The 21,954-nt window shown below is 58.7% G+C and carries 22 protein-coding genes; 10 read left to right on the forward strand and 12 right to left on the reverse strand.

What is annotated here, in order from left to right; genetic code table 11:
* Position 1: 1 nt before the first annotated feature.
* The 5 genes from ACR0K4_RS01405 to ACR0K4_RS01425 all read right to left on the reverse strand — a co-directional run bounded on the left by ACR0K4_RS01405 (position 2) and on the right by ACR0K4_RS01425 (position 4,569).
* Positions 2 to 262, reverse strand: coding sequence for a hypothetical protein (locus tag ACR0K4_RS01405; RefSeq protein WP_480852535.1), 261 nt, complete (start codon positions 260 to 262; stop codon positions 2 to 4).
* Positions 262 to 1,632: a pyruvate dehydrogenase complex E1 component subunit beta gene (locus ACR0K4_RS01410; RefSeq protein WP_480852536.1), complete on the reverse strand. Its 1,371-nt coding sequence runs from the start codon at positions 1,630 to 1,632 to the stop codon at positions 262 to 264. The genes ACR0K4_RS01405 and ACR0K4_RS01410 overlap by 1 nt, the downstream gene beginning before the upstream one ends.
* 15 nt (positions 1,633 to 1,647) lie before the next feature.
* Positions 1,648 to 2,637, reverse strand: coding sequence for a pyruvate dehydrogenase (acetyl-transferring) E1 component subunit alpha (gene pdhA / locus ACR0K4_RS01415; protein WP_480852537.1), 990 nt, complete (start codon positions 2,635 to 2,637; stop codon positions 1,648 to 1,650).
* Between the two features lie 176 nt (positions 2,638 to 2,813).
* A complete protein-coding gene (locus tag ACR0K4_RS01420) occupies positions 2,814 to 3,113 on the reverse strand; it encodes an FtsB family cell division protein (RefSeq protein ID WP_480515415.1) in 300 nt (99 codons plus the stop codon).
* Positions 3,114 to 3,378: 265 nt separating this feature from the next.
* Positions 3,379 to 4,569: a phosphoglycerate kinase gene (locus ACR0K4_RS01425; RefSeq protein ID WP_480515414.1), complete on the reverse strand. Its 1,191-nt coding sequence runs from the start codon at positions 4,567 to 4,569 to the stop codon at positions 3,379 to 3,381.
* Between the two features lie 132 nt (positions 4,570 to 4,701).
* On the opposite strand from ACR0K4_RS01425, the gene ACR0K4_RS01430 reads away from it, so the two are divergent.
* The 3 genes from ACR0K4_RS01430 (at position 4,702) to ACR0K4_RS01440 (ending at position 6,424) form a co-directional block, all read left to right on the forward strand.
* Entirely contained in the window at positions 4,702 to 5,208 is a 507-nt protein-coding gene (locus ACR0K4_RS01430) for a peptidylprolyl isomerase (RefSeq protein WP_170793244.1), read from the forward strand.
* The gene (locus tag ACR0K4_RS01435; protein ID WP_480852538.1) at positions 5,201 to 5,749 is read left to right on the forward strand and encodes a peptidylprolyl isomerase; all 549 of its coding nucleotides are present in this window, start codon (positions 5,201 to 5,203) and stop codon (positions 5,747 to 5,749) included. Before ACR0K4_RS01430 ends, ACR0K4_RS01435 begins: the two co-directional genes overlap by 8 nt.
* Positions 5,750 to 5,974: 225 nt before the next feature.
* Positions 5,975 to 6,424: a MaoC family dehydratase gene (locus tag ACR0K4_RS01440; protein WP_480852539.1), complete on the forward strand. Its 450-nt coding sequence runs from the start codon at positions 5,975 to 5,977 to the stop codon at positions 6,422 to 6,424.
* 48 nt (positions 6,425 to 6,472) lie between these two features.
* Here the strand turns inward: ACR0K4_RS01440 and aqpZ are convergent, their stop codons facing one another.
* A complete protein-coding gene (aqpZ, locus tag ACR0K4_RS01445) occupies positions 6,473 to 7,159 on the reverse strand; it encodes an aquaporin Z (protein WP_480852540.1) in 687 nt (228 codons plus the stop codon).
* On the opposite strand from aqpZ, the gene ACR0K4_RS01450 reads away from it, so the two are divergent.
* Together ACR0K4_RS01450 and ACR0K4_RS01455 are read left to right on the forward strand one after the other, a co-directional pair.
* Entirely contained in the window at positions 7,143 to 7,436 is a 294-nt protein-coding gene (locus tag ACR0K4_RS01450; RefSeq protein ID WP_480852541.1) for a hypothetical protein, read from the forward strand. The genes aqpZ and ACR0K4_RS01450 overlap by 17 nt on opposite strands.
* Before the next feature lie 144 nt (positions 7,437 to 7,580).
* Positions 7,581 to 8,231, forward strand: a complete 651-nt coding sequence (locus tag ACR0K4_RS01455) for a VPLPA-CTERM sorting domain-containing protein (RefSeq protein ID WP_480852542.1) — start codon at positions 7,581 to 7,583, stop codon at positions 8,229 to 8,231.
* A gap of 60 nt (positions 8,232 to 8,291) precedes the next feature.
* On the opposite strand, the gene ACR0K4_RS01460 is transcribed toward ACR0K4_RS01455, so the two are convergent.
* From ACR0K4_RS01460 to ACR0K4_RS01475, 4 genes are all read right to left on the reverse strand, one after another.
* On the reverse strand, positions 8,292 to 8,792 hold the full coding sequence (locus ACR0K4_RS01460) for a bactofilin family protein (RefSeq protein WP_480515405.1): 501 nt from the start codon (positions 8,790 to 8,792) through the stop codon (positions 8,292 to 8,294).
* The gene (locus ACR0K4_RS01465) at positions 8,782 to 10,107 is read right to left on the reverse strand and encodes a DUF5930 domain-containing protein (protein ID WP_480852543.1); all 1,326 of its coding nucleotides are present in this window, start codon (positions 10,105 to 10,107) and stop codon (positions 8,782 to 8,784) included. The genes ACR0K4_RS01460 and ACR0K4_RS01465 overlap by 11 nt, the downstream gene beginning before the upstream one ends.
* A 178-nt stretch (positions 10,108 to 10,285) precedes the next feature.
* A complete protein-coding gene (locus ACR0K4_RS01470; protein ID WP_480852544.1) occupies positions 10,286 to 11,125 on the reverse strand; it encodes a ferritin-like domain-containing protein in 840 nt (279 codons plus the stop codon).
* Between the two features lie 59 nt (positions 11,126 to 11,184).
* Positions 11,185 to 11,646 carry a peroxiredoxin gene (locus tag ACR0K4_RS01475; RefSeq protein WP_480852545.1) on the reverse strand — a complete coding sequence of 154 codons (462 nt, stop codon included), beginning with the start codon at positions 11,644 to 11,646 and terminating at the stop codon, positions 11,185 to 11,187.
* A gap of 69 nt (positions 11,647 to 11,715) precedes the next feature.
* Between ACR0K4_RS01475 and ACR0K4_RS01480 the strand changes: the two genes are divergently transcribed.
* The 4 genes from ACR0K4_RS01480 (at position 11,716) to ACR0K4_RS01495 (ending at position 18,258) form a co-directional block, all read left to right on the forward strand.
* A complete protein-coding gene (locus tag ACR0K4_RS01480) occupies positions 11,716 to 15,102 on the forward strand; it encodes a YhdP family protein (protein ID WP_480852547.1) in 3,387 nt (1,128 codons plus the stop codon).
* Between the two features lie 45 nt (positions 15,103 to 15,147).
* Entirely contained in the window at positions 15,148 to 16,194 is a 1,047-nt protein-coding gene (gene queA, locus ACR0K4_RS01485) for a tRNA preQ1(34) S-adenosylmethionine ribosyltransferase-isomerase QueA (RefSeq protein ID WP_480852548.1), read from the forward strand.
* Between the two features lie 107 nt (positions 16,195 to 16,301).
* On the forward strand, positions 16,302 to 17,573 hold the full coding sequence (locus ACR0K4_RS01490; RefSeq protein WP_480852549.1) for an MFS transporter: 1,272 nt from the start codon (positions 16,302 to 16,304) through the stop codon (positions 17,571 to 17,573).
* 106 nt (positions 17,574 to 17,679) lie between these two features.
* On the forward strand, positions 17,680 to 18,258 hold the full coding sequence (locus tag ACR0K4_RS01495) for a DUF924 family protein (RefSeq protein WP_480852550.1): 579 nt from the start codon (positions 17,680 to 17,682) through the stop codon (positions 18,256 to 18,258).
* Here the strand turns inward: ACR0K4_RS01495 and ACR0K4_RS01500 are convergent.
* Entirely contained in the window at positions 18,255 to 18,689 is a 435-nt protein-coding gene (locus ACR0K4_RS01500) for a hypothetical protein (protein ID WP_480852551.1), read from the reverse strand. The genes ACR0K4_RS01495 and ACR0K4_RS01500 overlap by 4 nt on opposite strands.
* A gap of 215 nt (positions 18,690 to 18,904) precedes the next feature.
* Between ACR0K4_RS01500 and lpdA the strand changes: the two genes are divergently transcribed.
* Positions 18,905 to 20,299 (forward strand): dihydrolipoyl dehydrogenase, encoded by a 1,395-nt coding sequence (gene lpdA, locus ACR0K4_RS01505; RefSeq protein ID WP_480852552.1) that lies wholly within the window; start codon positions 18,905 to 18,907, stop codon positions 20,297 to 20,299.
* Between the two features lie 127 nt (positions 20,300 to 20,426).
* Here the strand turns inward: lpdA and ACR0K4_RS01510 are convergent, their stop codons facing one another.
* Positions 20,427 to 21,818, reverse strand: coding sequence for a M20/M25/M40 family metallo-hydrolase (locus tag ACR0K4_RS01510; RefSeq protein ID WP_480515386.1), 1,392 nt, complete (start codon positions 21,816 to 21,818; stop codon positions 20,427 to 20,429).
* Positions 21,819 to 21,954: the final 136 nt, after the last annotated feature.

Here is a 21,954-nt window from a genome sequence, read left to right on the forward strand (position 1 = left end):
CTCAGCGCTCCTCAATCAGAGTAATTTGGTCATAGGGCGCTTTGGGGCGCCCCGTGCCACGTGCGAGTGTCGCAATCGCGGCTTCGATTTTGTTTTTGTGTTCAGCCATCCAGACATAGGCCGTCTGATGAGAGGGGCGCGCGCCGATCAACCGCATATCCGCCGCCAGCCGCTCTGGGACAAGCGCAGTGACTGTGCGGCTATCGATCTGAACGTCAACACGGTAGCATTCAGTTGCTGGATCGCGGCCCCTGATCTCCATTAGCGGTAGGTCACCTGTTTCACTGCCGCGATCACCTCATCGGTGGTAATCAGCGCCAGCTTTTCCAAGTTCGCGGCGTAGGGCATCGGAACATCCTTGCCGGTGCAGTTGATGACCGGCGCGTCGAGATAATCGAACGCCTCCTGCATCACGACCGAGCTGATGTAGCTGCCGACGGACCCTTGCGGCCAGCCTTCTTCGACGGTCACCAGACGGTTGGTTTTCATCACCGAGTTGATGATCGCACCGGTGTCCATCGGGCGGATGGTGCGCAGGTCGATGACCTCGGCGCTGATGCCCTCTTCGGCCAGCTTGTCGGCGGCCTCCAGAGCATATTGCATGCCGATGCCGAAGCTGACGATGGTCACGTCCGAACCTTCGCGCCAGATGCGGGCTTTGCCCAGCGGGACGGTCAGGTCATCCACCTGCGGTACGTCGAAGGACCGCCCGTAGAGGATTTCGTTTTCCAGGAACACCACCGGGTTGGGATCGCGGATCGCGGATTTCAACAGACCTTTGGCGTCGGCTGCCGAGTAGGGCATGACGACTTTCAGACCGGGGATCTGCATGTACCATGCGGCGTAGTCCTGGCTGTGCTGCGCGGCCACGCGGGCGGCGGCACCGTTGGGGCCACGGAACACGATGGGGCAGCCCATCTGACCGCCGGACATGTAAAGCGTCTTGGCGGCAGAGTTGATGATCTGGTCAATCGCCTGCATGGCGAAGTTGAAGGTCATGAACTCGACGATCGGTTTGAGGCCACCAAATGCTGAACCCACGGCGATACCGGCAAAGCCATGCTCGGTGATCGGGGTGTCGATCACGCGTTTGGGGCCGAATTCGTCCAGCAGACCCTGGCTGATTTTGTACGCACCCTGATATTCGGCGACTTCTTCACCCATCAGGTAGACGTCTCCGTCGCCGCGCATTTCCTCGGCCATCGCATCGCGGAGCGCTTCGCGGACGGTTTCGGACTTCATCTCGGCATCGGCAGGCCAATCCGGCGACAGGTCAACGACCGGAGCGGCTGGGGCGGCGGCAGGAGCGGGGGCCTCAACCGCCGCAGGGGCGGCCTCGGTCGCCGCTGCGGCTGCAGGCGCAGCCGCGGGCAGGGCGGAGGCGTCTTCGCCTTCTTCAACCAGGATCGCGATGGGGGTGTTGACCTTGACCCCTTCGGTGCCTTCCTCGATCAGGATCTTGCCGACGATACCTTCATCGACGGCTTCGAACTCCATCGTGGCCTTGTCGGTTTCGATCTCGGCCATGATGTCGCCCGAGGATACGGTGTCGCCTTCCTTGACCAGCCATTTGGCCAGCGTGCCCTCTTCCATTGTGGGCGAAAGGGCGGGCATGAGAATTTCGGTTGCCATGTCTTATTCGTCCTCTCAGGCGTAGATATCTGTCCAGAGCTCGTCCAGCGCGGGCTCGGGGCTTTCTTTTGAGAATTCAGCGGCCTGGTTGACGACCTCTTTGATCTCTTTGTCGATCGCTTTCAGGTCATCTTCGGTCGCGTGTTTGCCGGTCAGCAGCAGCTCGCGCACGTGTTCGATGGGGTCGCTTTGCTCGCGGACCTTCTGAACCTCTTCGCGGGTGCGGTACTTGGCCGGGTCGGACATCGAGTGGCCACGGTAGCGATAGGTCTTGACCTCGAGGATGTAAGGACCCTTGCCTGCGCGACAGTGAGCGACGGCCTTTTCGCCAGCGGCTTTGACCGCCAGCACGTCCATACCGTTGACGATCTCGCCGGGAATGCCGAACGCCTCGCCCCGCACATAGATGTCAGGCGAGGAGGTTGAGCGCGCCTGCGCCGTGCCCATCGCATATTGGTTGTTCTCGATCACGAAGACGACCGGCAGATCCCAGAGGGCGGCCATGTTGAAGGTCTCATAGACCTGACCCTGGTTGGCTGCGCCGTCCCCGAAATAGGCGAAGGTGACGCCACCGTTTTCCTTGTACTTGTCGGCAAAGGCCAGACCTGCGCCGAGCGGGACCTGCGCGCCGACGATGCCGTGACCGCCGTAGAAATGCTTCTCTTTCGAGAACATATGCATCGAGCCGCCCTTGCCTTTGGACAGGCCACCCTCGCGCCCGGTGAGTTCGGCCATGACGCCGCCCGGATCCATGCCGCAAGCCAGCATGTGTCCGTGGTCGCGATAAGAGGTGATCCGCTTGTCGCCTTCTTTCGCGGCAGCCTCGAGACCGACAACAACCGCCTCTTGTCCGATGTAAAGGTGGCAGAACCCGCCGATCAGACCCATGCCGTATAGCTGGCCTGCCTTTTCTTCGAATCGACGGATCAGCAGCATCTCGCGGTAGTACGTGGTCAGTTCTTCCGCAGAAACATTTGGTTTCTTTGTGGTTTTTCGCGCAGCCATAGTGGCGAACTCCCCCTTTCGGCAAGATAGTTTAGCGTTAAACTATCTATTAAAGCATTTCCTGCCGCCTGGCGAGTGATAATGTGACGCAGCGTCGCTTTACGCGCCTTCTGGCCGGGAGAATTGAAAAAAACAAAGGGTTACTAAGATTTTTCGACGAAAAATCTCTACGACCCTCAGCGAATGACGATTTCGTCCGCGCGGATCATCCCGAGAACGGATCGCGCCTGTTGATCCAGCAGGTCGAGGTCCAGATAGGTGTCCGAAAGCCGACGCGTCAGGTTTTCCATCTCGGTGATTTCCGCCCGCAGCTCCGCCAGATCGCGTGACAGGGCGTCCCGTTCCGCTGCAATTTCGACACGTCGAAACAAGCCGAAATCGCCCTGCACGGCGGCGAAGGTGAAATACACACCCAGCATGAATGCAACCATGAAGAAAACAACTGCGCCCAAACCGGGCCGACTGGAACGGGACACTCTGCTTACCGCCGTATGAATACTGCCTCGAAACGAGCCCTTTCGCGGGCTTCTGTCAGCACTATGTCACAGGTGATTCGGCTTGTGAATCCCTTATGTCGCCAAATATCGCCATCAGCGGCAATTGTGATTGCATGGCCTTCTGTTGCGGGTTTGAGAAAGCAGGAAGCAGAACCGGCACGGTTGCGGGTCTCATGGCAAATCGCGTGGAATACCATGAGAGGTAACTACGAACCGCAAGCTCCGCCAAAAGCTCTCCCGTGGCTTACTGCTCGAGTGCCGCGACACCGGGCAGGGTTTTGCCTTCCATCCACTCCAGAAACGCGCCGCCTGCTGTTGAGATATACGAGAAATCTTTGGCTGCATCCGATGCGTTCAACGCTGCAACCGTGTCGCCGCCACCGGCAACCGAGACGAGTTTTCCAGCGCGCGTCAGCTCTGCCGCCTTGAGGGCCGCCGCGTTTGTCGCCGCGTCAAAGGGGGCGATTTCAAACGCGCCGAGTGGGCCGTTCCAGATCAAAGTCTGGCTCTTGTCAAAAATCCCGACAACAGCTGCGACGCTTTCGGGACCTGCGTCCAGGATCATGCCGTCTTCGGTGCATTGGTCCGCAGGTAGAATCTGATGCGGCGCGTTGGCTTCGAATTTTTCCGCCACAACAATATCGGTGGGCAAAACAATGCTGCAGCCCGAGGTTTCCGCCTTCGCCATAATCTCGGCAGCGGTGTCTTTCATGGCGGTTTCCGCCAGCGACTTACCCACATTCACCCCTTTTGCGACAAGGAAGGTATTGGCCATGCCACCACCGATCACCAAATAGTCGACCTTGTCGATCAGGTTGCCCAGCAACTCCAGCTTGGTCGATACCTTCGCCCCGCCCACAACGGCTGTTACGGGGCGTTTAGGCGCACCCAACGCGCCCTCCAGGGCCTCCAACTCGGCCTGCATCAGACGACCAGCACAAGCGGGCAGCAAACGCGCGATGGCTTCGGTCGAGCTGTGGGCGCGGTGGGCGGCAGAGAAGGCGTCGTTGCAGTAGATGTCGCCCAGCTTGGCCATACCAGCAGCCAAATCGGCGTTATTCTTGGTTTCGGCCGCGTGGAAACGCGTGTTCTCAAGCAGCAGCACCTGTCCGGCCTGCAATTGCCCGGCAGCCAGTTCGGCCTCAGCCCCGACGCAATCGGCGGCGAACAGAACGGTGGCACCGAAAGCGCTTTCAAGGGTCGGGACCAATTGTTTCAAGGACAGTTCTTCGCGCCGCTCGCCGCCCGGTCTGCCGAAATGCGCCAGCAGAATCGGTGCACCACCCGCAGCAAGGATATCGCGCACGGTCGGCACGATGCGCTGAATGCGGGTGGCGTCGGTCACAACACCGTCAGCAACCGGCACGTTGATATCCACACGCACCAACACGCGTTTGCCGCTTAGCTCCATGTCATCCAGTGTTTTCCATGTCATCGTGCTGTCCTTGTTCTGCAAACCGGTTTAGGCGGTTCTTTTCCTGCATTTTGCCCTCAGGTCAATGCGTCACTTGGCATTCACGCGCATGGCGCATAGGTATTTGCGCAAGACAAACGACAGGAGGGCCAGATGGCCGAGATCAAGGATCCCGAAAACACAATCATCATCGAGCTGAAAGACGGCAACGTCGTGATCGAGCTGCTGCCGGATGTGGCCCCTCAGCACAGCGCTCGCATGAAAGAGCTGGCCCGGGGAGGGGAGTATGACAACGTGGCGTTCCACCGTGTGATTGACGGCTTCATGGCGCAAACCGGTGACGTGCAGCACGGCGATATGGAAGACGGGTTCAACTTGCGTATGGCGGGTACTGGCGGATCATCTCTGCCGAATGTTCCGGCGGAATTCTCGAAGCTGCCCCATGATCGCGGCACGTTGGGTGCGGCGCGGTCTCAGAATCCGGATTCGGCCAACTCGCAGTTCTTCATCAATTTCAAGGACAACCATTTCCTGAACGGCCAGTATACGGTCTATGGACGCGTGATTGACGGGATGGAACATGTGGATGCCATCGTGCGCGGCGAGCCACCCGCAAGCCCTGACCGCATGATCAGCGTCAAGGTGGCCGCCGATGCATAAGCTGGCCGCTGTATTTGCCTTGCTGGCCAGCCCCGCGCTGGCCACTGGGCTTGAGATCGAAATCGAAGGCGAGGGTGCCAATGGCACAGTCACCATTGACCTGTTCGATGATCTGGCCCCGAAACATGTTGAACAGATCAGCACTCTTGCCGCCGAGGGCAAATATGATGGCGTGGTGTTCCACCGCGTGATCGAGGGCTTCATGGCCCAGACCGGGGATGTAGAGCATGGTTTGCTGGGCAGCGATCTGCGCCGCGCAGGCACAGGCGGCTCGGATCGGCCAGATCTTCCGGCCGAGTTTTCGGATTATAACTATGACCGGGGCGTTGTCGGTATGGCCCGCGCGCAGGACCCCAACAGCGCGAACTCGCAATTCTTCATTATGTTTGCGCCGGGCCCGTTTCTGAACGGTCAGTACACTGTGGTCGGTCAGGTGACCGAGGGTATGGAGGTCGTGGATTCGATCAAACGCGGTGATGGTCCAAACGGCGCGGTGATCGGTCAGCCGGACGTGATGAAGAAGGTTACTGTCACGGAATAGGAAACTGGCCCCGGTGCTGTTTCGCATCGGGGCCTTTCCCGCCCGGAGCCGATCTCGAGCAATGTGCGCAACTGCTGAACGCAGCCCGTATCGCTGACATATGACCACGAAATTATGGTTTAGAAGCGGAATGCGTTCGCCAGCGGTTGCTCCTGGATACAGTCGGCGGGTGGTTTACGGGCGAGCTCGTTGACGGACAAGCCCCCACTAAATTATGCTTTTTGAATGACCAGCGGAAAGTATTTTGACGATCTGTCAGTTGGAGACACCTTCGAAACCGGTGGGATTGCACTCACCGAAGGCGCGATTATCGACTTTGCACTTACCTACGACCCGCAGCCTTTCCATGTGGATAAAGTGGCGGCGGCAGAGTCAATTTTCGGTGGGATCATTGCCAGCGGCTTTCAAACCATTGCTCTTACCTTCCGGCTGTTTCGTGACACGGGTGTTCTAACCGGCACGAACTTGGGCGGCCATGGCATGGACGAAGTGCGGTGGATGGCGCCGGTATTTCCGGGCGACACGCTCCGCGCGCGCGTCTCGGTCGAGGTGCTCACGCCATCACGCTCGAAGCCCGATCGCGGAACCGTTCGATTCCGCTATCGGACTTACAATCAAAAAGATGTCGAGGTGCTCAATTTGATCATGGACCACGTAATGGCGCGGCGGGCGTAAGCCTGTCTGCCGTTATGTCGCGGAACGTGGGTCTGGACTTGTAAGCCATCAGTCGTCGCCCATCGCCCGCCAGATCACCGCACCTATGGCGGCTCCGATCAGGGGGGCAACCCAGAACAGCCATAGCTGCGCAAGGGCAGGGCCATCCGCGAACAGGGCAACACCGGTAGAACGCGCCGGGTTGACGGATGTGTTTGTCACCGGGATTGAGATCAGGTGAATCAGCGTCAACCCCAGACCGATAGCGATCGGGGCAAATCCTTCGGGTGCAAAATTCGACGTCGCGCCAAGAATAATGATGATGAAAAACGCCGTCATCACGATCTCGGTCACCAGCGCGGACATCAGCGAATACCCTTCGGGGGATGCCGCGCCGTATCCGTTAGAGGCAAAGCCGCCAACACCTTCAAACCCGGGCGCGCCACTGACGATGAGATAGAGGACAACCGCCGCAGCAATTGCGCCCAATACCTGTGCGATCCAATAGGGGATCAGGTCCTTCGCCTCAAACCGCCCGCCGATCATCAACCCCAGGCTGACCGCCGGATTGAAGTGCCCGCCCGAGATATGTCCGACCGCGTAAGCCATGGTCAGGACGGTCAGGCCGAAGGCAAAGGATACACCCAACCAGCCGATACCGACATCGGCCACACCGGCCGCCAGCACCGCGCTGCCGCATCCACCCAGCACCAGCCAGAACGTGCCGAAGAATTCGGCCATGAGTTTTGATGACATGAAAAGCCCTCCAGAAATCAACAAGTTTCAGGGTAATGCAGAAATTTTGTTTTGTGAAACTGAACTATTGGGCTCGTACGGAACGGTAACTCATGCCCACGAATATCGGAAAGGCCACTTGGGGGATTTTGCCACGCGTTTTCGCGGCCATATCCACGCAACACTTCCGGGTTTCGCACGAATTTCGCGTTATTTGTGGGTGGTGGCGGTGACAATTCCAACCACATCTTCATTACTGTTTCCGAAACAAGCTCATGTTCACGAAAAAGTTGACTGACCGCTAGGAATGAGGCGAAATTGTGGCGGGTTTGGGTAACCAGTGTGTGGGATAAGTGTTATGAAACTAAGATATTTGAGGCAACTTGCCGTTGCCTCTGTGATGGCCGTTGGCCTCACTTTGATTTCAGAAAAAGCAGAAGCAATGTCGCTGCCAAGCGTGACCGGAGATTATTCGGGCACGTATAATCTTGGGGATGCGTTTCCGTCGCATGGTCTATGGCTTCCCAATTTTAAGAATGGGGCGTCAACAACATGGACCGTGACAGACGGTAAATTGAAATACGATCAGAATGCCGGAACATTGAACCTGTTGGGCAATGTGACCAATAATTCAAACTCCGCTCTGAAACTGCAGTTTGACTTTAGCCTCAATCAAATCGCGCATGCCGGGTCACCGGCGTGTGGCAGGCCCGGTTGTTCCAATCCGACGCCGGACATGGTCTCAAACGTCAAATACTTCGATTTCAGCAGCGCCATTTTGCGCGGGGTATCTGGCGTATTGTCAGGTTTGACCCTCGATCTGGCGATCAAGCCGGCCGATGGAACAAAACCACCACAATTCGGTTATGGCGCGAACTGGGTCGACCTGAATTTCGGGTATTCCAATTGGTTCTACTGGACGGCATCGGCCGCCGAACTGGCGACGTATGGGCTCAAGTCCACCGGGGGGTCCGGTGATGTGAACTTTAACGTGTCGCCCGTGCCGCTGCCGGCAGCTGGTTGGTTGATGGTTGCGGGCATCGGGTCGTTGGGGGCAATGCGGCGCTGGCGAAGACGACCGGCCACAGCCTGACAAAACAAAACGCCGCAAAATCAGTTTGCGGCGTTTTTCTTTAGATTGAATTCAGCGCGCTTACTGCTTCACTTCCGCTGCCGGATTGGCACCGGCTTTGCCGCTGCGGCCCGGGTTCAGGGGGTCGTCCTGGCGTTGCACGGAACCTTCGAAATGCGCGCCGCTTTCGATTGCGATGGTTTTGTGGATGATGTCGCCTTCGACACGCGCGGTCGAAGTCAGGCGAACCTTCAGGCCACGGACGCGGCCCACGATGCGGCCATTGACCACAACGTCGTCAGCGGTCACTTCGCCCTTGATCGTTGCGGTCTCACCGATTGTCAGCAGGTGCGCGCGAATGTCGCCTTCGACCGTGCCTTCAACCTGAATGTCACCCGAAGTTTTCATGTTTCCGGTGACATGCAGATCTGATGACAGAACCGATGCCGGAGGTTTCGGCTTGGGTGCTGTGCTGGGCCTTGATTCAGCGGGGGCAGGGGCCGCCGGAGTGGCCGGAGCCGCAGGTTTTACTGCCTCAGTCTCTTTTGAACCGGGCTCGTTGATTTTGCTCTTAGAAAACATTTCTCGCAGCCTTGATATAGGTCATTGGGTTAACAGGTTTACCGTTCACGCGCACTTCGTAGTGAAGGTGGGTGCCGGTCGACCGTCCGGTGCTACCCATATCAGCAATATGATCCCCGCGCGAGACCCTTTGACCAACCTTTACGCGTAACTTCGTGTTATGCGCATAAAGTGTCTCAATTCCGAAGGCGTGCTTGATCTTGACCAGTCGTCCGAAGCCCGATTGCCAGCCCGCATGTGTGACCACACCGTCGGCAGTTGCGAAGATATCGGTGCCTTGTGCACCGGCAAAATCAGCACCATTGTGCATCCGACGACCACCTGTTTTAGGATCGCGGCGGGTGCCATAGCCACTGGTAAAGCGGACTGCTGCGCGCACCGGGCTGGCGAAGGGGGCCTTTTCGGCAGCGATGCGATAGAGGTTCAGCTGATCCATCTGTTGCAGCAGGGTATTGGCGCGCACCTCGTCGGGGGTCAGTTCCTCACCGCGGGTGCTGAAGGATAAAGGGGTCAGCGGACCGCCCATACCGCTATACCCGCGCCGGACCTCTTCAAGGATTCGATCTGTGGGCATGCCTGCGCTGCGGAACATCTTGTCCAGCGGCTCGACCGAGATCACCATGGCCTCTTCCAGCTGGCGGAAGATTTCATCGCTGCGTTCCTGCATCAGCCGGATTTCCAGTTCCAGTTCATCACGCTGATCCAGTGCGCCTTGCGCGTCGGTGGCAATCTGGTCGCGCTGCGCGGCGGTTCGAGCCAGCGCATCAGTCATGAATGCCATCTGGGCGGGGTTGGCGGCGGCCATCATATATGCGCCGCCGCCTTCGGCTGCCTGTTTCAACTCTGCCAGCTCGACGCGCGCGTCTTCGCGTTGTTTCATTGTCGCGCGCAGTTTGGTCTGGATCACTTCGATCCCGGTTTCCAACTCATGACGGCGGTTTTCCGAGGCCAGAAGTTCCGATTGCATGACCGAAACCTGCTCCAGCGCCGCATTGAAGCGATCATGGGCGGCCAGTGCTTCGGCGGCGCGGGCGTCCCGCTCTGCCGACAGGATGTTCAGCCGCTCCTGATAGGTTGCCTGATCCCGTTTCGCCTGTTCGCGAAAATTGCCTGACCCGATGTTGTCCATCAGCAGGATCGCGGTAGCCACGGCGGTCCAGCCCACCATCACGGCAACACCCGCGACTGCAACGAATTGCGTCTCGGAACTCAGCCGGATGAATCGTGTATCTGTGTCGGATTTCAGGAAGACCCGGCGTTCGGGAAAGCGTCGCTCGAGCCATGCATGTAGTTTTATTGCCAGACGTGTCCGCACGCGTCTTACCTCAATTGTCCCCATATCCCGGAGCCGGTCGTGAGTGAGTAGCCGCTCCTTGGCCCGATTGCTTAATGGGGCAATTGGTGTTGGGCAAGTTTGTTAACCAATCAACAGTTCCAACCGGAGATTTCCCGCACATTATCGGCGGGAAATCGCCGAAAGCGATGGAAAAGTCTCAATCCGCTACAACTCCCGGTGGCGGCAGGTCTTCGGTCAGCGGCCAGTAGAAATCCGGCGGCAGCCCGGCCTCGGCGCGCTTTTCCTCGTTGAAGGGCGGTTTGAGTGGGCCGTGGAAGTAACGGCGGACCAACTGGTGGAACACGTCCTTGGGATCGGCATTCTCGCGTCCGCACAGAAAATGGAACCATTTCGAACCATAGGCCACGTGGCCAACTTCTTCGGCGTAGATCACTTCCAGCGCTGCCACGGCGTCGTCTGCCTTAGCCTTGCGGAAGATGTCGATCATGCCCGGTGTCACGTCCAGCCCGCGCGCCTCTAGCACCATGGGCACGACGGCAAGACGCCCCATCAGATCCTCTGCGGTATCTTCGGCGGCGCGCCACATCCCGGCATGGGCGGGCAGGGCACCGTAATGGCTGCCCATCTGTTCCAGACAATCGCAGACCATCTCGAAATGGCGCGATTCCTCTTCGGCGCATTTGACCCAGTCATCATAGAATCCGAAGGGCATGGTCACATGCCCGAAACGCGCGATGATGTCCCAATGCAGATCGACGGCGTTGAGCTCGATATGCGCGACCGCGTGCAACAAGGCGATACGTCCGGCTTCCGATCCGGGCCGCCTGCGCGGCACGTCGCGGGGTGACAGAAGTTCGGGCTGTTCCGGGCGCGCTGGGTTGAGCGGCGGAGAGGCCGTGCCGACCGCGATGTCGGGGGCTTCCCCTTTGCGGGCGGCAAACCAGGCGGCGGCATGGCGTTTGGACAGGGCAGTCTTGTCCCGACCGTTGGCTGTGGTCAGAACCTCGGTTGCCATCTGAGTCAGCGTTTTGGTCATTTGCCCCACCTGAATGCCGCGCGGCGGTCTTAAACCTGAACACCGCGCGGGTCGAGAGGTTATAGCGCCTGCACCGCCTCCAGCACTTCGTCGACATGGCCAGGCACTTTGACCTTGCGCCAGACGCGGGCGATGCGGCCGTCAGCGTCGATCAGAAAGGTTGCCCGCTCGATCCCCATGGATTTGCGGCCATACATGTTCTTTTCGACCCACACACCATAGTCTTCGCAAACGGTTTGTCCTTCATCGGACAGCATGGTTGTGGTCAAGGCGTGTTTGGCTACGAACTTGTCATGTTTGGCAACCGTATCCTTCGAAATGCCAAAAACGTGAGCACCCGCATCCGTGAACTGCTGCAAATGCTCGGAAAAACCGATGGATTCCTTGGTGCAGCCCGGCGTATCATCGCGGGGATAGAAGAATAAAACGACTTTTTGGCCACGTTGGTCCGACAGTTTGACCTCGCCGCCACCATCTCGGGGCAAGGTAAAGTCGGGGGCGAGGTCTGAGACGTCGGGCATGAGAAAACTCCGGCTGACAAAATGAACGGATGCCATCTATCATAGGGCGCCGCAGACGGGTTGAAAGACGTGAAACGTAAATTGGTCCAGCAAGAACAGCAGGATGCCGATCCCAAGGGCAAAGCGCCGCGCAAAAGGTCGCGTCGGCGCAAGGCCGGGATATGGGCGGGTGGCGGTGTTCTGATCCTGACCTTGCTGGCGGTGCTGACAGCGTTCATGGTCGTTGGCCACAACTTGCACGCCCCCGCATGGGTCCGTGACCGGGTCGAAGCGCGTCTGGATACCGCTTTGGGAGGGGTGCAGGTTCGCTTTGGCGATGTGAGCTTTGTGATCCATAAGGGCTGGCGGCCAAGGCTGCGGCTGTCGGATGTGCAGATCAGCGACGCAGCGGGTCAGCAGATAGCTGAAGTGTCGGACCTGCAGGCGTCGCTTGCCATGAGGCCGCTGCTGCGGGGTCAGGTGCGCCCAAAACGCATTATCCTGCAGGGCGCGCAGATTGCATTGACGCGCGGGCTGGACGGTGCCTTGTCGATGACGGTCGGAACCGACAGCGCGCCACTGGGGCAGGCGCCCAATCTGGCCGAGCTGATCGAGGACACGGATATCATGTTCCAGTCACCGGTCCTGTCGGCGTTGACCGCCGCCCAGATCGACGCGATCACGTTGAATTTTCAAGACCTGCGTCAGGGCCGGTCCTGGGTGCTGGATGGCGGTCATATCCAACTTACCCGGAACCAGCGCACGGTGCGGCTGGCGACCGGATTCTCGGTCCTGTCGGGGCGCGATTTCGTCAGCTCGATCGAGGCGAACTATACCAGCACGCTCGACAGCGCCGAAGCGCAGTTCGGTGTGTCGATCACCGATCTGCCCGCCGAGGATTTGGCGGGGCATACCCCTGCACTTGCCTGGATGGAAGTTCTGACCTCGCCCATCTCCGGGGCGTTGCGCGGCAGTATGGATCAGGACGGGGCGCTGGGTCCGGTGTTTGCAACGCTCAATCTGGGCGCAGGGGCCCTGCAACCCAACCTTGAAACCGTGCCGGTCAAATTCGAAAGCGCGCGAACCTATTTTACCTATGATCCGGCGAAACAGATGCTGGACTTCAACGAGGTTTCGATCAACTCGGCCTGGGGCAAAGTGCAGGCCGAAGGCAAGGCCTTCCTGCAAGGGGTCGAGGCGGGTTCGCTGGACAGTATGGCCGCGCAGTTCCAGCTGAGCGGCATTCAGATCAACCCCGCAGACCTGTTCCCCGAGGACCTGACGCTCAAGCGCGCGGATCTGGATTTTCAGGTCAAGCTGGAACCATTCCAGCTGCGTCTGGGGCAGATGACCGTCGAGGATGGCGCGCATCGTCTGTTTGTGAACGGTGCGCTGGAAGGGCAGACCGAAGGCTGGGCCGCTCAGATCAATGCACAGATTGACGGGATGTCGTCGCAACAACTTTTGAATTACTGGCCCGAATTGCTGGCACCCAAGCCGCGTCTTTGGGTGACGGAAAACCTGTATCAGGGCGAAATGTCAGATCTCGATTTCGCCCTGCGCCTGAAACCTGACGAAAAACCAGACGTCTATCTGGATTTTGAATTCGAACAGACCGAGGTCCGCTTTGCCAAGACCCTGCCGACGATACAGGACGCTCAGGGTCAGGCCAGCCTGCTGAATGGCCGGTTCACTGTCACCGCGCAAGAAGGGATCGTGATTGCTGATGAAGGCGGCGCGGTCGATGCGTCGGGGACGTCGTTCATCATTCCCGACACCGATATCAAGAAATCAGCCCCGGCCATCGCGAGGATACAGGCACGAGGAAGTGTGACAGCTGCTTTGTCTTTGCTGGAGCGACCGCCACTGAACTTGCTCAGCAAAGCCAATCTGCCGGTCGAACTGGCCGCAGGTCAGGTGCAACTGATCGGCACGCTGTCGCTGCCGCTCAAGAAGGGCCTCAAGTTCGAAGACACGCAGTTTCACTTTGATGGCAACCTCGCCAATCTGGACAGCACCAGGCTGGTGCCCGGTTTTGATGTCAGCGCCGGGCTGTTGCAGCTGGACGGGGATCAATCGGGGGTCGAGATCAGTGGCGACGGCTATTTCGGGGATATCCCGCTGAAGGCGCAATGGCGGCAGCCTATCGGCGGAGAGACCGCGCAGCGCAGCCAGTTGGTTGGTCAGATCGAACTGTCGCCGCGTTTGATGGATCAGCTTAACGCGGGGCTGCCCCGTGGTATGTTGACCGGGTTGGGCCAGGCGGATTTCACGCTGGGTATCGGCGCAGGGGCACCGCCCAAGCTGACCGCCCAGTCCGATCTGGTCGGTGTTGGTCTGGCCATTCCCGAACTGGGCTGGCGCAAGGCCGCCAGCAGCAGCGGTACTCTGACCACCGAAGTGACGCTGGGATCGGCCCTCAGCGTGGATTCGCTGCGGATCAACGCGTCGGGACTGCGGGCGCTGGCATCTATCTCGTTCCGCGACGGCGGCTTTGACCGCGTCACCTTCAGTTCTTTTGAGTTGGGAAACTGGCTGGCGGTTCCGGCGGTCCTGATCGGGCGAGGGTCGGCCGTACCGGATATCCGTGTTTTGGGAGGCGTGCTGAACCTGGCTAAATCCACGATCGGCGAAGGCGACGGGGGTGGCAGTGGCGGCGGCGGGCAAGGCCCGAAGCTGGATGTGAAACTGGACCGTTTGCAGGTGACCGAGACGGTCGCGCTGACCGGTCTCAATGGCGCGTTTCAGACAACCGGCGGTCTGACGGGTGGGTTCACTGCGCAGGTCAACGGCGGCGCGCCGGTCAAAGGCCAAGTGACCCCGCGGGCAGCGCGCAGCGCGGTTGAGCTGACCTCGGCGGATGCGGGCGCGGTTTTGCGTTCGGCGGGGATTATCACGCAGGCGCAAAAGGGCACGCTGGATCTTCAGCTTGAACCTGTCGCAGGCCCTGGCAATTACGACGTGGACCTCAAGATCAAAAACACCCGGGTCAAGGACGCCCCGGCCATGGCGGCCTTGCTGAACGCGATCAGCCTTGTGGGGCTGATCGACGAAATGGCCGGACAAGGCATCTTCTTTTCCTCGATTGACAGCAAGATGCGGATCACCCCGACTGAAGTCAAAATCCTCAGCGGCAGCGCCGTAGGCCCTTCGATGGGTTTGTCTTTTGATGGTACGGTCAACACGGTGGCGGGTCTTCTGGACCTGCGCGGCGCGATCTCTCCGATTTATCTGGTGAACGCCATTGGCAGCGTGCTGACCCGAAAGGGCGAGGGGGTGTTTGCCTTCAACTATACGCTCAAAGGACCATTACGGGACCCGAAAGTGTCGGTGAACCCGCTATCGGGGCTGGCCCCGTTGTTTTTGCGTAACCTGATGCGTGCGCCGGCCCCCACGGTGTCAGACGGACCAAACGCTTCGCCTGTGAACAGGGATAAACCCAATCCCGCGCTGCTTCACCGGGGCGAAGACCGCTAGCGATCAGCGGTGGCCGAATCTGTTCGGGCCTTGTAAGGCGCGCGCATGAAGCTGAGTGATTTCGATTTCCACCTGCCTGAGGACTTGATTGCCACCCGACCCGCCAGCCCCCGCAGCGCGGCGCGGTTGCTGGTGGCACAGGGCGAGCGCATCGGGGACCGCCATGTGTTCGACCTGCCAGACATCCTACGGCCCGGTGACCGTCTGGTGTTGAACGACACGCGGGTTATCCCGGCAAGGCTCAGCGGGCGACGGCATCGCAATAGCGCTCAGGGCCCGGTGTCCGCCGCCATCGAAGCCACATTGCTGGATCCGCAAGCGGATGGAAGCTGGGCGGCCCTGATCAAGCCTTTGAAAAAAGTGAGGCCGGGGGAAGAGATTGTGTTCTCTGACGATCTGACCGCCCAACTGGACCGGGTCGAGGGCGGGCAGGCCTATCTGCGGTTCAACCTGACCGGCGATGACTTTGACCGCGCGCTGGAACAAGCAGGCGCGATGCCGTTGCCGCCGTATATCGCCGCCAAACGGGCGGCAGATGAACAGGACAAAACCGATTATCAAACCGTCTGGGCGCGCCGGTCAGGGGCCGTGGCCGCCCCCACTGCGTCGCTGCATTTTGACGAGGCATTGTTGCTGGAACTTGAAGTGCACGGTATCACCTTTACGCATGTCACACTGCACGTCGGTGCGGGGACCTTCCTGCCGGTCAAGGTCGAAGACGTAACGACCCACAAAATGCATGCAGAATGGGGACAGGTCAGCCCCCAAGCCGCGGCCGAGATCCAAGCAACCAAAGACGCAGGCGGACGCGTGATCCCGGTGGGCACGACAGCATTGCGGTTGATCGAAAGCGCATCGCGCGAGGGCGCTATCCAGCCCTGGGAAGGCGAAACCGATATCTTTATCTATCCCGGCTTTCGGTTCCACGTGACCGATGCGCTGATGACCAATTTTCACCTGCCAAAATCCACGCTTTTGATGCTGGTTTCCGCGCTGATGGGGCAGGACCGGGTCCGGGCAATTTACGATCATGCAATCTTCAACCACTATCGCTTTTTCTCATACGGGGATGCGTCGCTTTTGATCCCTTAACCGTGTTTTTTTGACAGAGTGTTAGGACAAACTCGTAGACAAATCTGATCAGCACGGTCTTTGATCGCACCACGACAACCACACATCGACACGTTTGGACACACGATATGCTTCAGGTTCTTTCCAGCGCATGGGCGCTCTTGCTCGGTATGGGGTTGCTGATGGTCGGCAACGGGATGCAGGGCACATTGCTCGGCGTTCGCGGCGAGATTGAGGGGTTTTCGACCCTGCAGATGTCATTCGTCATGTCGGCCTACTTTCTGGGCTTCCTCGGAGGCTCGCGGCTGGCCCCCGAAATGATCCGCCGGGTCGGGCATGTGCGTGTCTTTGCGGCGCTGGCCTCGTTCATATCGGCTGTGATGATCATGTATCCAATGCTGACTGATCCGATTGCATGGTTTCTGGGGCGCGTGGTGATCGGATTCTGTTTTTCGGGCGTGTATGTCACCGCCGAAAGCTGGCTGAACAATGCGGCCAGTAACGAAAACCGGGGGCAGGCGCTGTCTTTGTACATGATCGTGCAGATGACGGGCGTGGTCAGCGCTCAGGCGCTGCTGCTGCTGGGCGACCCGGCGGGCTACGAATCTTTTGTCATTGCCTCCGTCCTCGTTTCGATTTCGTTTGCCCCGATTCTTCTGTCGATCTCTCCGACTCCGGCCTTCGACACCACCAAGCCGATGACGCTGCGCAAACTGATGGAGACCTCGCCGCTGGGCTGTGTCGGGATGTTCCTGCTGGGCGGCATCTTTTCAGCGCAATTCGGCATGAGCGCCGTCTATGGTGCCGAGGCGGGTTTGACGCTGGTGGAAATCTCGACCTTTGTTGCGGCGTTTTATGTGGGCGCGGTCGTCCTGCAATACCCGATCGGGTGGATTTCGGACCGAATGGACCGCCGCATCCTGATCCTGACGGTGTCTGCAGTCGGGGGTGTCGGGGCGCTGATCGGCATGGTGTTCGGGCTGACCTTCTCGATCCTGCTGGTCGCGGCCTTTATCATCGGCGGTATGACCAGCCCGCTTTATTCGCTGCTGATCGCCTATACCAATGATTACCTCGAATATGACGACATGTCGGCGGCCTCAGGCGGGTTGATCTTTATCAACGGCCTGGGGGCGATTGCCGGACCCATTACCACGGGCTGGTTGATGGGGGCAGGCGTTGTCGGGGCACAGGGTTTTTTCCTGTTCATTGCGGCATTGATGTTCGCAATGGCGCTTTATGCGCTCTACCGCATGACACAGCGGGCTTACGTGCCGGTGGATGAAACCGGAACCATCGCTCCGATCTATCCAACTTCCTCGCCGGTTGCGCTGGAGGTCGCGCAGGAAGTTGCGATCGAGGCGGCGCAGGATGAGGCGGATACGCAGGAAACCGCCTGAACGCCGGATTTGTGACGGTGATGTTGCAATATGTTACTGTCGCAAATCTGTTAAACGGATTTAAATGACGTTACGTCCTGGGGAGGACAATTACGGAGTCAAGGGCATGGTTGGTCCTGAAGAAGTATTGAGTTTTTGGTTGGATGAGATCGGCCCAGATGGGTGGTATCTGCAGGATGAGGCGCTGGACGCCAAAATCCGGGAAAAGTTTTTCTCAACATGGCAGGCCGCATGCGAAGGCAAGTTTTCGCTGTGGTTGACCTATCCAAGCGGCGCGCTGGCCTACATCATTTTGATGGATCAGTTGCCGCGCAATATGTTCCGCGGCAGTGGAAAGGCCTTTGCATCAGATCGCGCTGCGCTGGCGGCGGCGAAAGCGGCAGTCGACAAGGGGTGGGACCTCAAGATCGACGAACCGGCCCGCCAGTTTTTCTATCTGCCGATGATGCATTCGGAAAACCTGTGTGATCAGGAACGCTGTGTGCGTCTGATGCTGGAAAGAATGCCCGAACATGGCGCCGGTAACCTGCTGCACGCACGTGCGCATCGTGAGGTGATCAGAACCTTCGGTCGTTTCCCGTATCGCAACGAAGCGTTAGAGCGCCCCACAACCGAGCACGAAGCGGTCTATGTCAGCAATGGCGGATATGGTGCAACGGTTAGGGCCTTGCAAGCCGCGCGCTAAGAGGCGGGCTGACAGCCACGCAACTCGATCAGCTTGTTCGTCGCGACCTCGGCCGAGGTCGTGATTGCGTGGTTTATCAAATCCTCGGGGCGTTCGGCCAGGCCTGCCATTCTTTGCTGCGTGTCCGACAGTTTTTCGGTCACATTGTCCAGTTTTTGCAGCGTGGAGTTAAGCGCTGCTCTGCTTGAGACATCTAGTGCGGTGTCTTGATCCCGAAGGGCAGACAGGTTTGCAGACAGCCCCGCAAGTTCCTGGCGAATGCCTTGCGCTTGCTCTTGCAGGGGTGCCACGACCTGAAGATTGTCAGCAAAACCGTTTTGAACATTCTCGACGGTCTGGGCCAGCTTCCATCCCAAAAACAAGCAAATCGCCAACAGGATCAACGTGGCATTCAGCAAGGCGAGAAGAAGGTCTTTGATGGTTTTGGCCATGGTATCCCCTTATAGAAATTGCGAAATCTCTGCGCTCGGAACTTCGGTGCAATCCGGTTCTAGCCTTTGACACCCACCGGGTATAGGCTGAAATCTGCACATGAAGGAAAAAATGACCCTGCGTCACATATGTCGCGGGTGCGAATGTTGATGCGGTAAAAAAAATAGTTTAACGGTAAACTAGTTTTTCAACCGACCTGGGCCGAGAGGTAAACATGGCTGCACAATCCTTTGATCTGATCGTAATCGGGGCAGGCCCCGGCGGGTATGTGGCCGCAATTCGGGCCGCACAACTGGGCCTGAAAACGGCCGTGGTCGAACGCGAACATCTTGGCGGCATCTGTCTGAACTGGGGTTGTATCCCGACCAAAGCGATGCTGCGCTCGTCCGAGGTGTTTCACCTGATGGAGCGCGCCAAGGATTTCGGTCTGAAGGCGGACAAGGTTGGTTATGATCTGGACGCGGTCGTCAAACGCTCGCGCGGGGTTGCGGCACAGCTTTCTGGCGGTATCGGACACCTGCTGAAAAAGAACAAAGTCACCGTGGTGATGGGTGAGGCGACGATCCCGGCCAAGGGCAAGGTCAGCGTCAAAACCGACAAAGGCACCGAAGAACTGACGGCAAAGAACATCGTTCTGGCCACGGGTGCGCGGGCGCGCGAATTGCCGGGTCTCGAGGCAGATGGTGATCTGGTCTGGACATACAAGCATGCGCTGCAGCCACCGCGGATGCCCAAAAAGCTGCTGGTCATCGGCTCGGGCGCCATCGGCATCGAATTTGCCAGCTTCTACAACACGCTCGGAGCGGATACGACCGTCGTCGAAGTAATGGATCGGGTTTTGCCCGTGGAAGACGCGGAAATCAGCGCCTTCGCCAAGAAAGCGTTCACCAAGCAGGGCATGACCATCATGGAGAAGGCGATGGTCAAGCAACTGGACCGCGCCAAGGGCAAGGTTACCGCGCATATCGAGGTCAAAGGCAAGGTCGAGAAACACGACTTTGACACCGTGATCTCGGCTGTGGGTATTGTCGGCAATGTCGAAAACCTCGGGCTTGAGGCGTTGGGTGTGAAGATCGATCGCACTCATGTGGTCACGGACGAGTTCTGCCGCACCGGGGTCGAAGGCCTATATGCCATCGGCGACATCGCCGGCGCGCCTTGGCTTGCGCACAAGGCGAGCCATGAAGGTGTCATGGTGGCCGAGTTGATCGCAGGCAAACACGCGCATCCGGTCAAACCCGAAAGCATCGCGGGCTGCACCTATTGCCATCCACAGGTCGCCTCGGTCGGTTATTCCGAAGCCAAAGCGAAAGAGCTTGGTTATGATATCAAGGTCGGCCGTTTTCCTTTTATCGGCAATGGCAAGGCGATTGCGTTGGGCGAACCTGAAGGCCTGATCAAAACCGTCTTTGACGCAAAAACCGGCGAATTGCTGGGTGCGCATATGATCGGTGCGGAAGTCACAGAGATGATCCAGGGCTATGTGGTGGGTCGCCAGTTGGAGACCACCGAAGAAGACCTGATGAACACGGTCTTCCCGCACCCGACTCTGTCAGAGATGATGCACGAAAGTGTCCTGGACGCCTATGGGCGCGTGATTCACATGTAAATCACAGGGGGCTCTGCCCCCGCCGCGGCAAGCCGCGACTCCCCCGGGATACTTATAGCCAGATGAAGCAGGGGATCCTTACTTCATCTGGCCAAAAAATATCCCGGAGCGCGAGGCAGAGCCTCGCTTAAGATGCTTGACTGCTCAGAGCATCCAGAATTCGGGCCCAGGACCGAATGCCTTTGTGGAAGCTCTTGACATCATATTTTTCGTTTGGTGAGTGAATGGCGTCATCGTCGTTTGCGTAACCCACCAGCATCGAATCCAACCCGAGAACAGTGTCGAAATAACCAACTACCGGGATCGAGCCGCCCATCCCTGTAAAGACCGCCTCGCGCTGCCATTCATCGGACAGCGCATTGCGCGCAGCCTCGAATTCCGGGCGATCGAGGTTCATGACCGAGGCCGGAGAACCTTCCAGATCATTGTCCCAGACCACTTTGGCGTCAGGGGACAGACGATCTTCGACGTGTTTGCGAATTTTGTTTCGAAGTGCATCCGGGTCCATATCGCCGACCAATCGGCAGGTGATTTTGCAATGCGCCTCGGACGGGATCACCGTTTTTGAACCGGCGCCGTTATAGCCGCCCCACAGCCCATTGACCTCAAGTGTCGGCCGGGCCCATTGCTGTTCGAGTGTCGAGTAGCCTTTTTCTCCATGTGGCTGGGTATAGCCGACAGATGTGAGATATTCGGTCTCATCAAACCCGCAGGTTTCCCATTGACGCAATTGATCCGCCGGGACTTGCTGAACCCCTTCGTAGAAGCCCTCGACCGCGACGCGACCGGTGTCCTCGTCATAGAATGAGGCAACCAGGCGTGACAATTCCCGCAGTGGGTTCAGGCCCGGCCCGCCATAGTGTCCGGAATGCAGATCAATGCGGGGGCCGATGATGGTGAACTCGTCCTTGAGCATGCCGCGGAGTTGCGACGCAATCGATGGTACGCCGCGCGAAACCATGGATGTGTCGCAGACCAGCGCAAGATCGGCCTGCAATTCCTGCTTGTTGGCTTCAAGGAACGGGACAAGGGAGGGCGAGCCGGACTCCTCTTCCCCTTCAAAGAAAAAGGTGATGCGGCAGGGCAGGGTGCCATGCACTGCTTTCCATGCGCGGCAGGCCTCAACAAATGTCATCAATTGACCTTTGTCATCCGATGCGCCGCGTCCCCGGATCACTTGCCCATGATCGGTATCTTCCAGCGCTGGGTCGAACGGATCGCGGTTCCACAAATCCAGCGGGTCCACCGGTTGCACATCGTAATGGCCATAGAACAGGACACGCGGCCCATCACCTTCTCCAACATGACCAACAACCATGGGGTGGCCGGGTGTCACGCGTTTTTCAGCGGCAACGCCGATGCTCTGAAGATCGGCCACCAGCCAGTCGGCGGCTGAATCAACGTGATCCTTGAACGCGGGATCGGTTGAGATCGACGGGATGCGCAGAAATTCCATCAACCGGTCGATTGAGGGTGTCAGGTCAGTGTCGATCCTGTTCAAGACGGCTTCGAGCGACATGAGGGTCTCCTGAAAATGTGGGGTTTGGCGCTGACCCTAACAGGGCTGCCCCGGGCGTCCAGTCTGATTCAATGGAAAGCACGGATGCCAAAGGATATCTTCGTATTCGAAATTGCCGTGACCTGCGTCGTTTCCT

It is taken from the genome of Ruegeria sp. K11, assembly GCF_056531905.1.

Coding starts and splice junctions, on each gene's coding strand:
- aqpZ (WP_480852540.1), bottom strand. CDS start 7,159: ATGTCATCAAAACTCATGGCCGAATTCTTCGGCACGTTCTGGCTGGTG.
- pdhA (WP_480852537.1), bottom strand. CDS start 2,637: ATGGCTGCGCGAAAAACCACAAAGAAACCAAATGTTTCTGCGGAAGAA.
- ACR0K4_RS01425 (WP_480515414.1), bottom strand. CDS start 4,569: ATGACATGGAAAACACTGGATGACATGGAGCTAAGCGGCAAACGCGTG.
- lpdA (WP_480852552.1), top strand. CDS start 18,905: ATGGCTGCACAATCCTTTGATCTGATCGTAATCGGGGCAGGCCCCGGC.
- ACR0K4_RS01440 (WP_480852539.1), top strand. CDS start 5,975: ATGACCAGCGGAAAGTATTTTGACGATCTGTCAGTTGGAGACACCTTC.
- ACR0K4_RS01410 (WP_480852536.1), bottom strand. CDS start 1,632: ATGGCAACCGAAATTCTCATGCCCGCCCTTTCGCCCACAATGGAAGAG.
- ACR0K4_RS01500 (WP_480852551.1), bottom strand. CDS start 18,689: ATGGCCAAAACCATCAAAGACCTTCTTCTCGCCTTGCTGAATGCCACG.
- ACR0K4_RS01490 (WP_480852549.1), top strand. CDS start 16,302: ATGCTTCAGGTTCTTTCCAGCGCATGGGCGCTCTTGCTCGGTATGGGG.
- ACR0K4_RS01455 (WP_480852542.1), top strand. CDS start 7,581: ATGTCGCTGCCAAGCGTGACCGGAGATTATTCGGGCACGTATAATCTT.
- ACR0K4_RS01435 (WP_480852538.1), top strand. CDS start 5,201: ATGCATAAGCTGGCCGCTGTATTTGCCTTGCTGGCCAGCCCCGCGCTG.
- ACR0K4_RS01430 (WP_170793244.1), top strand. CDS start 4,702: ATGGCCGAGATCAAGGATCCCGAAAACACAATCATCATCGAGCTGAAA.
- ACR0K4_RS01510 (WP_480515386.1), bottom strand. CDS start 21,818: ATGTCGCTCGAAGCCGTCTTGAACAGGATCGACACTGACCTGACACCC.
- ACR0K4_RS01405 (WP_480852535.1), bottom strand. CDS start 262: ATGGAGATCAGGGGCCGCGATCCAGCAACTGAATGCTACCGTGTTGAC.
- ACR0K4_RS01470 (WP_480852544.1), bottom strand. CDS start 11,125: ATGACCAAAACGCTGACTCAGATGGCAACCGAGGTTCTGACCACAGCC.
- ACR0K4_RS01475 (WP_480852545.1), bottom strand. CDS start 11,646: ATGCCCGACGTCTCAGACCTCGCCCCCGACTTTACCTTGCCCCGAGAT.
- queA (WP_480852548.1), top strand. CDS start 15,148: ATGAAGCTGAGTGATTTCGATTTCCACCTGCCTGAGGACTTGATTGCC.
- ACR0K4_RS01450 (WP_480852541.1), top strand. CDS start 7,143: ATGAGTTTTGATGACATGAAAAGCCCTCCAGAAATCAACAAGTTTCAG.
- ACR0K4_RS01495 (WP_480852550.1), top strand. CDS start 17,680: ATGGTTGGTCCTGAAGAAGTATTGAGTTTTTGGTTGGATGAGATCGGC.
- ACR0K4_RS01460 (WP_480515405.1), bottom strand. CDS start 8,792: ATGTTTTCTAAGAGCAAAATCAACGAGCCCGGTTCAAAAGAGACTGAG.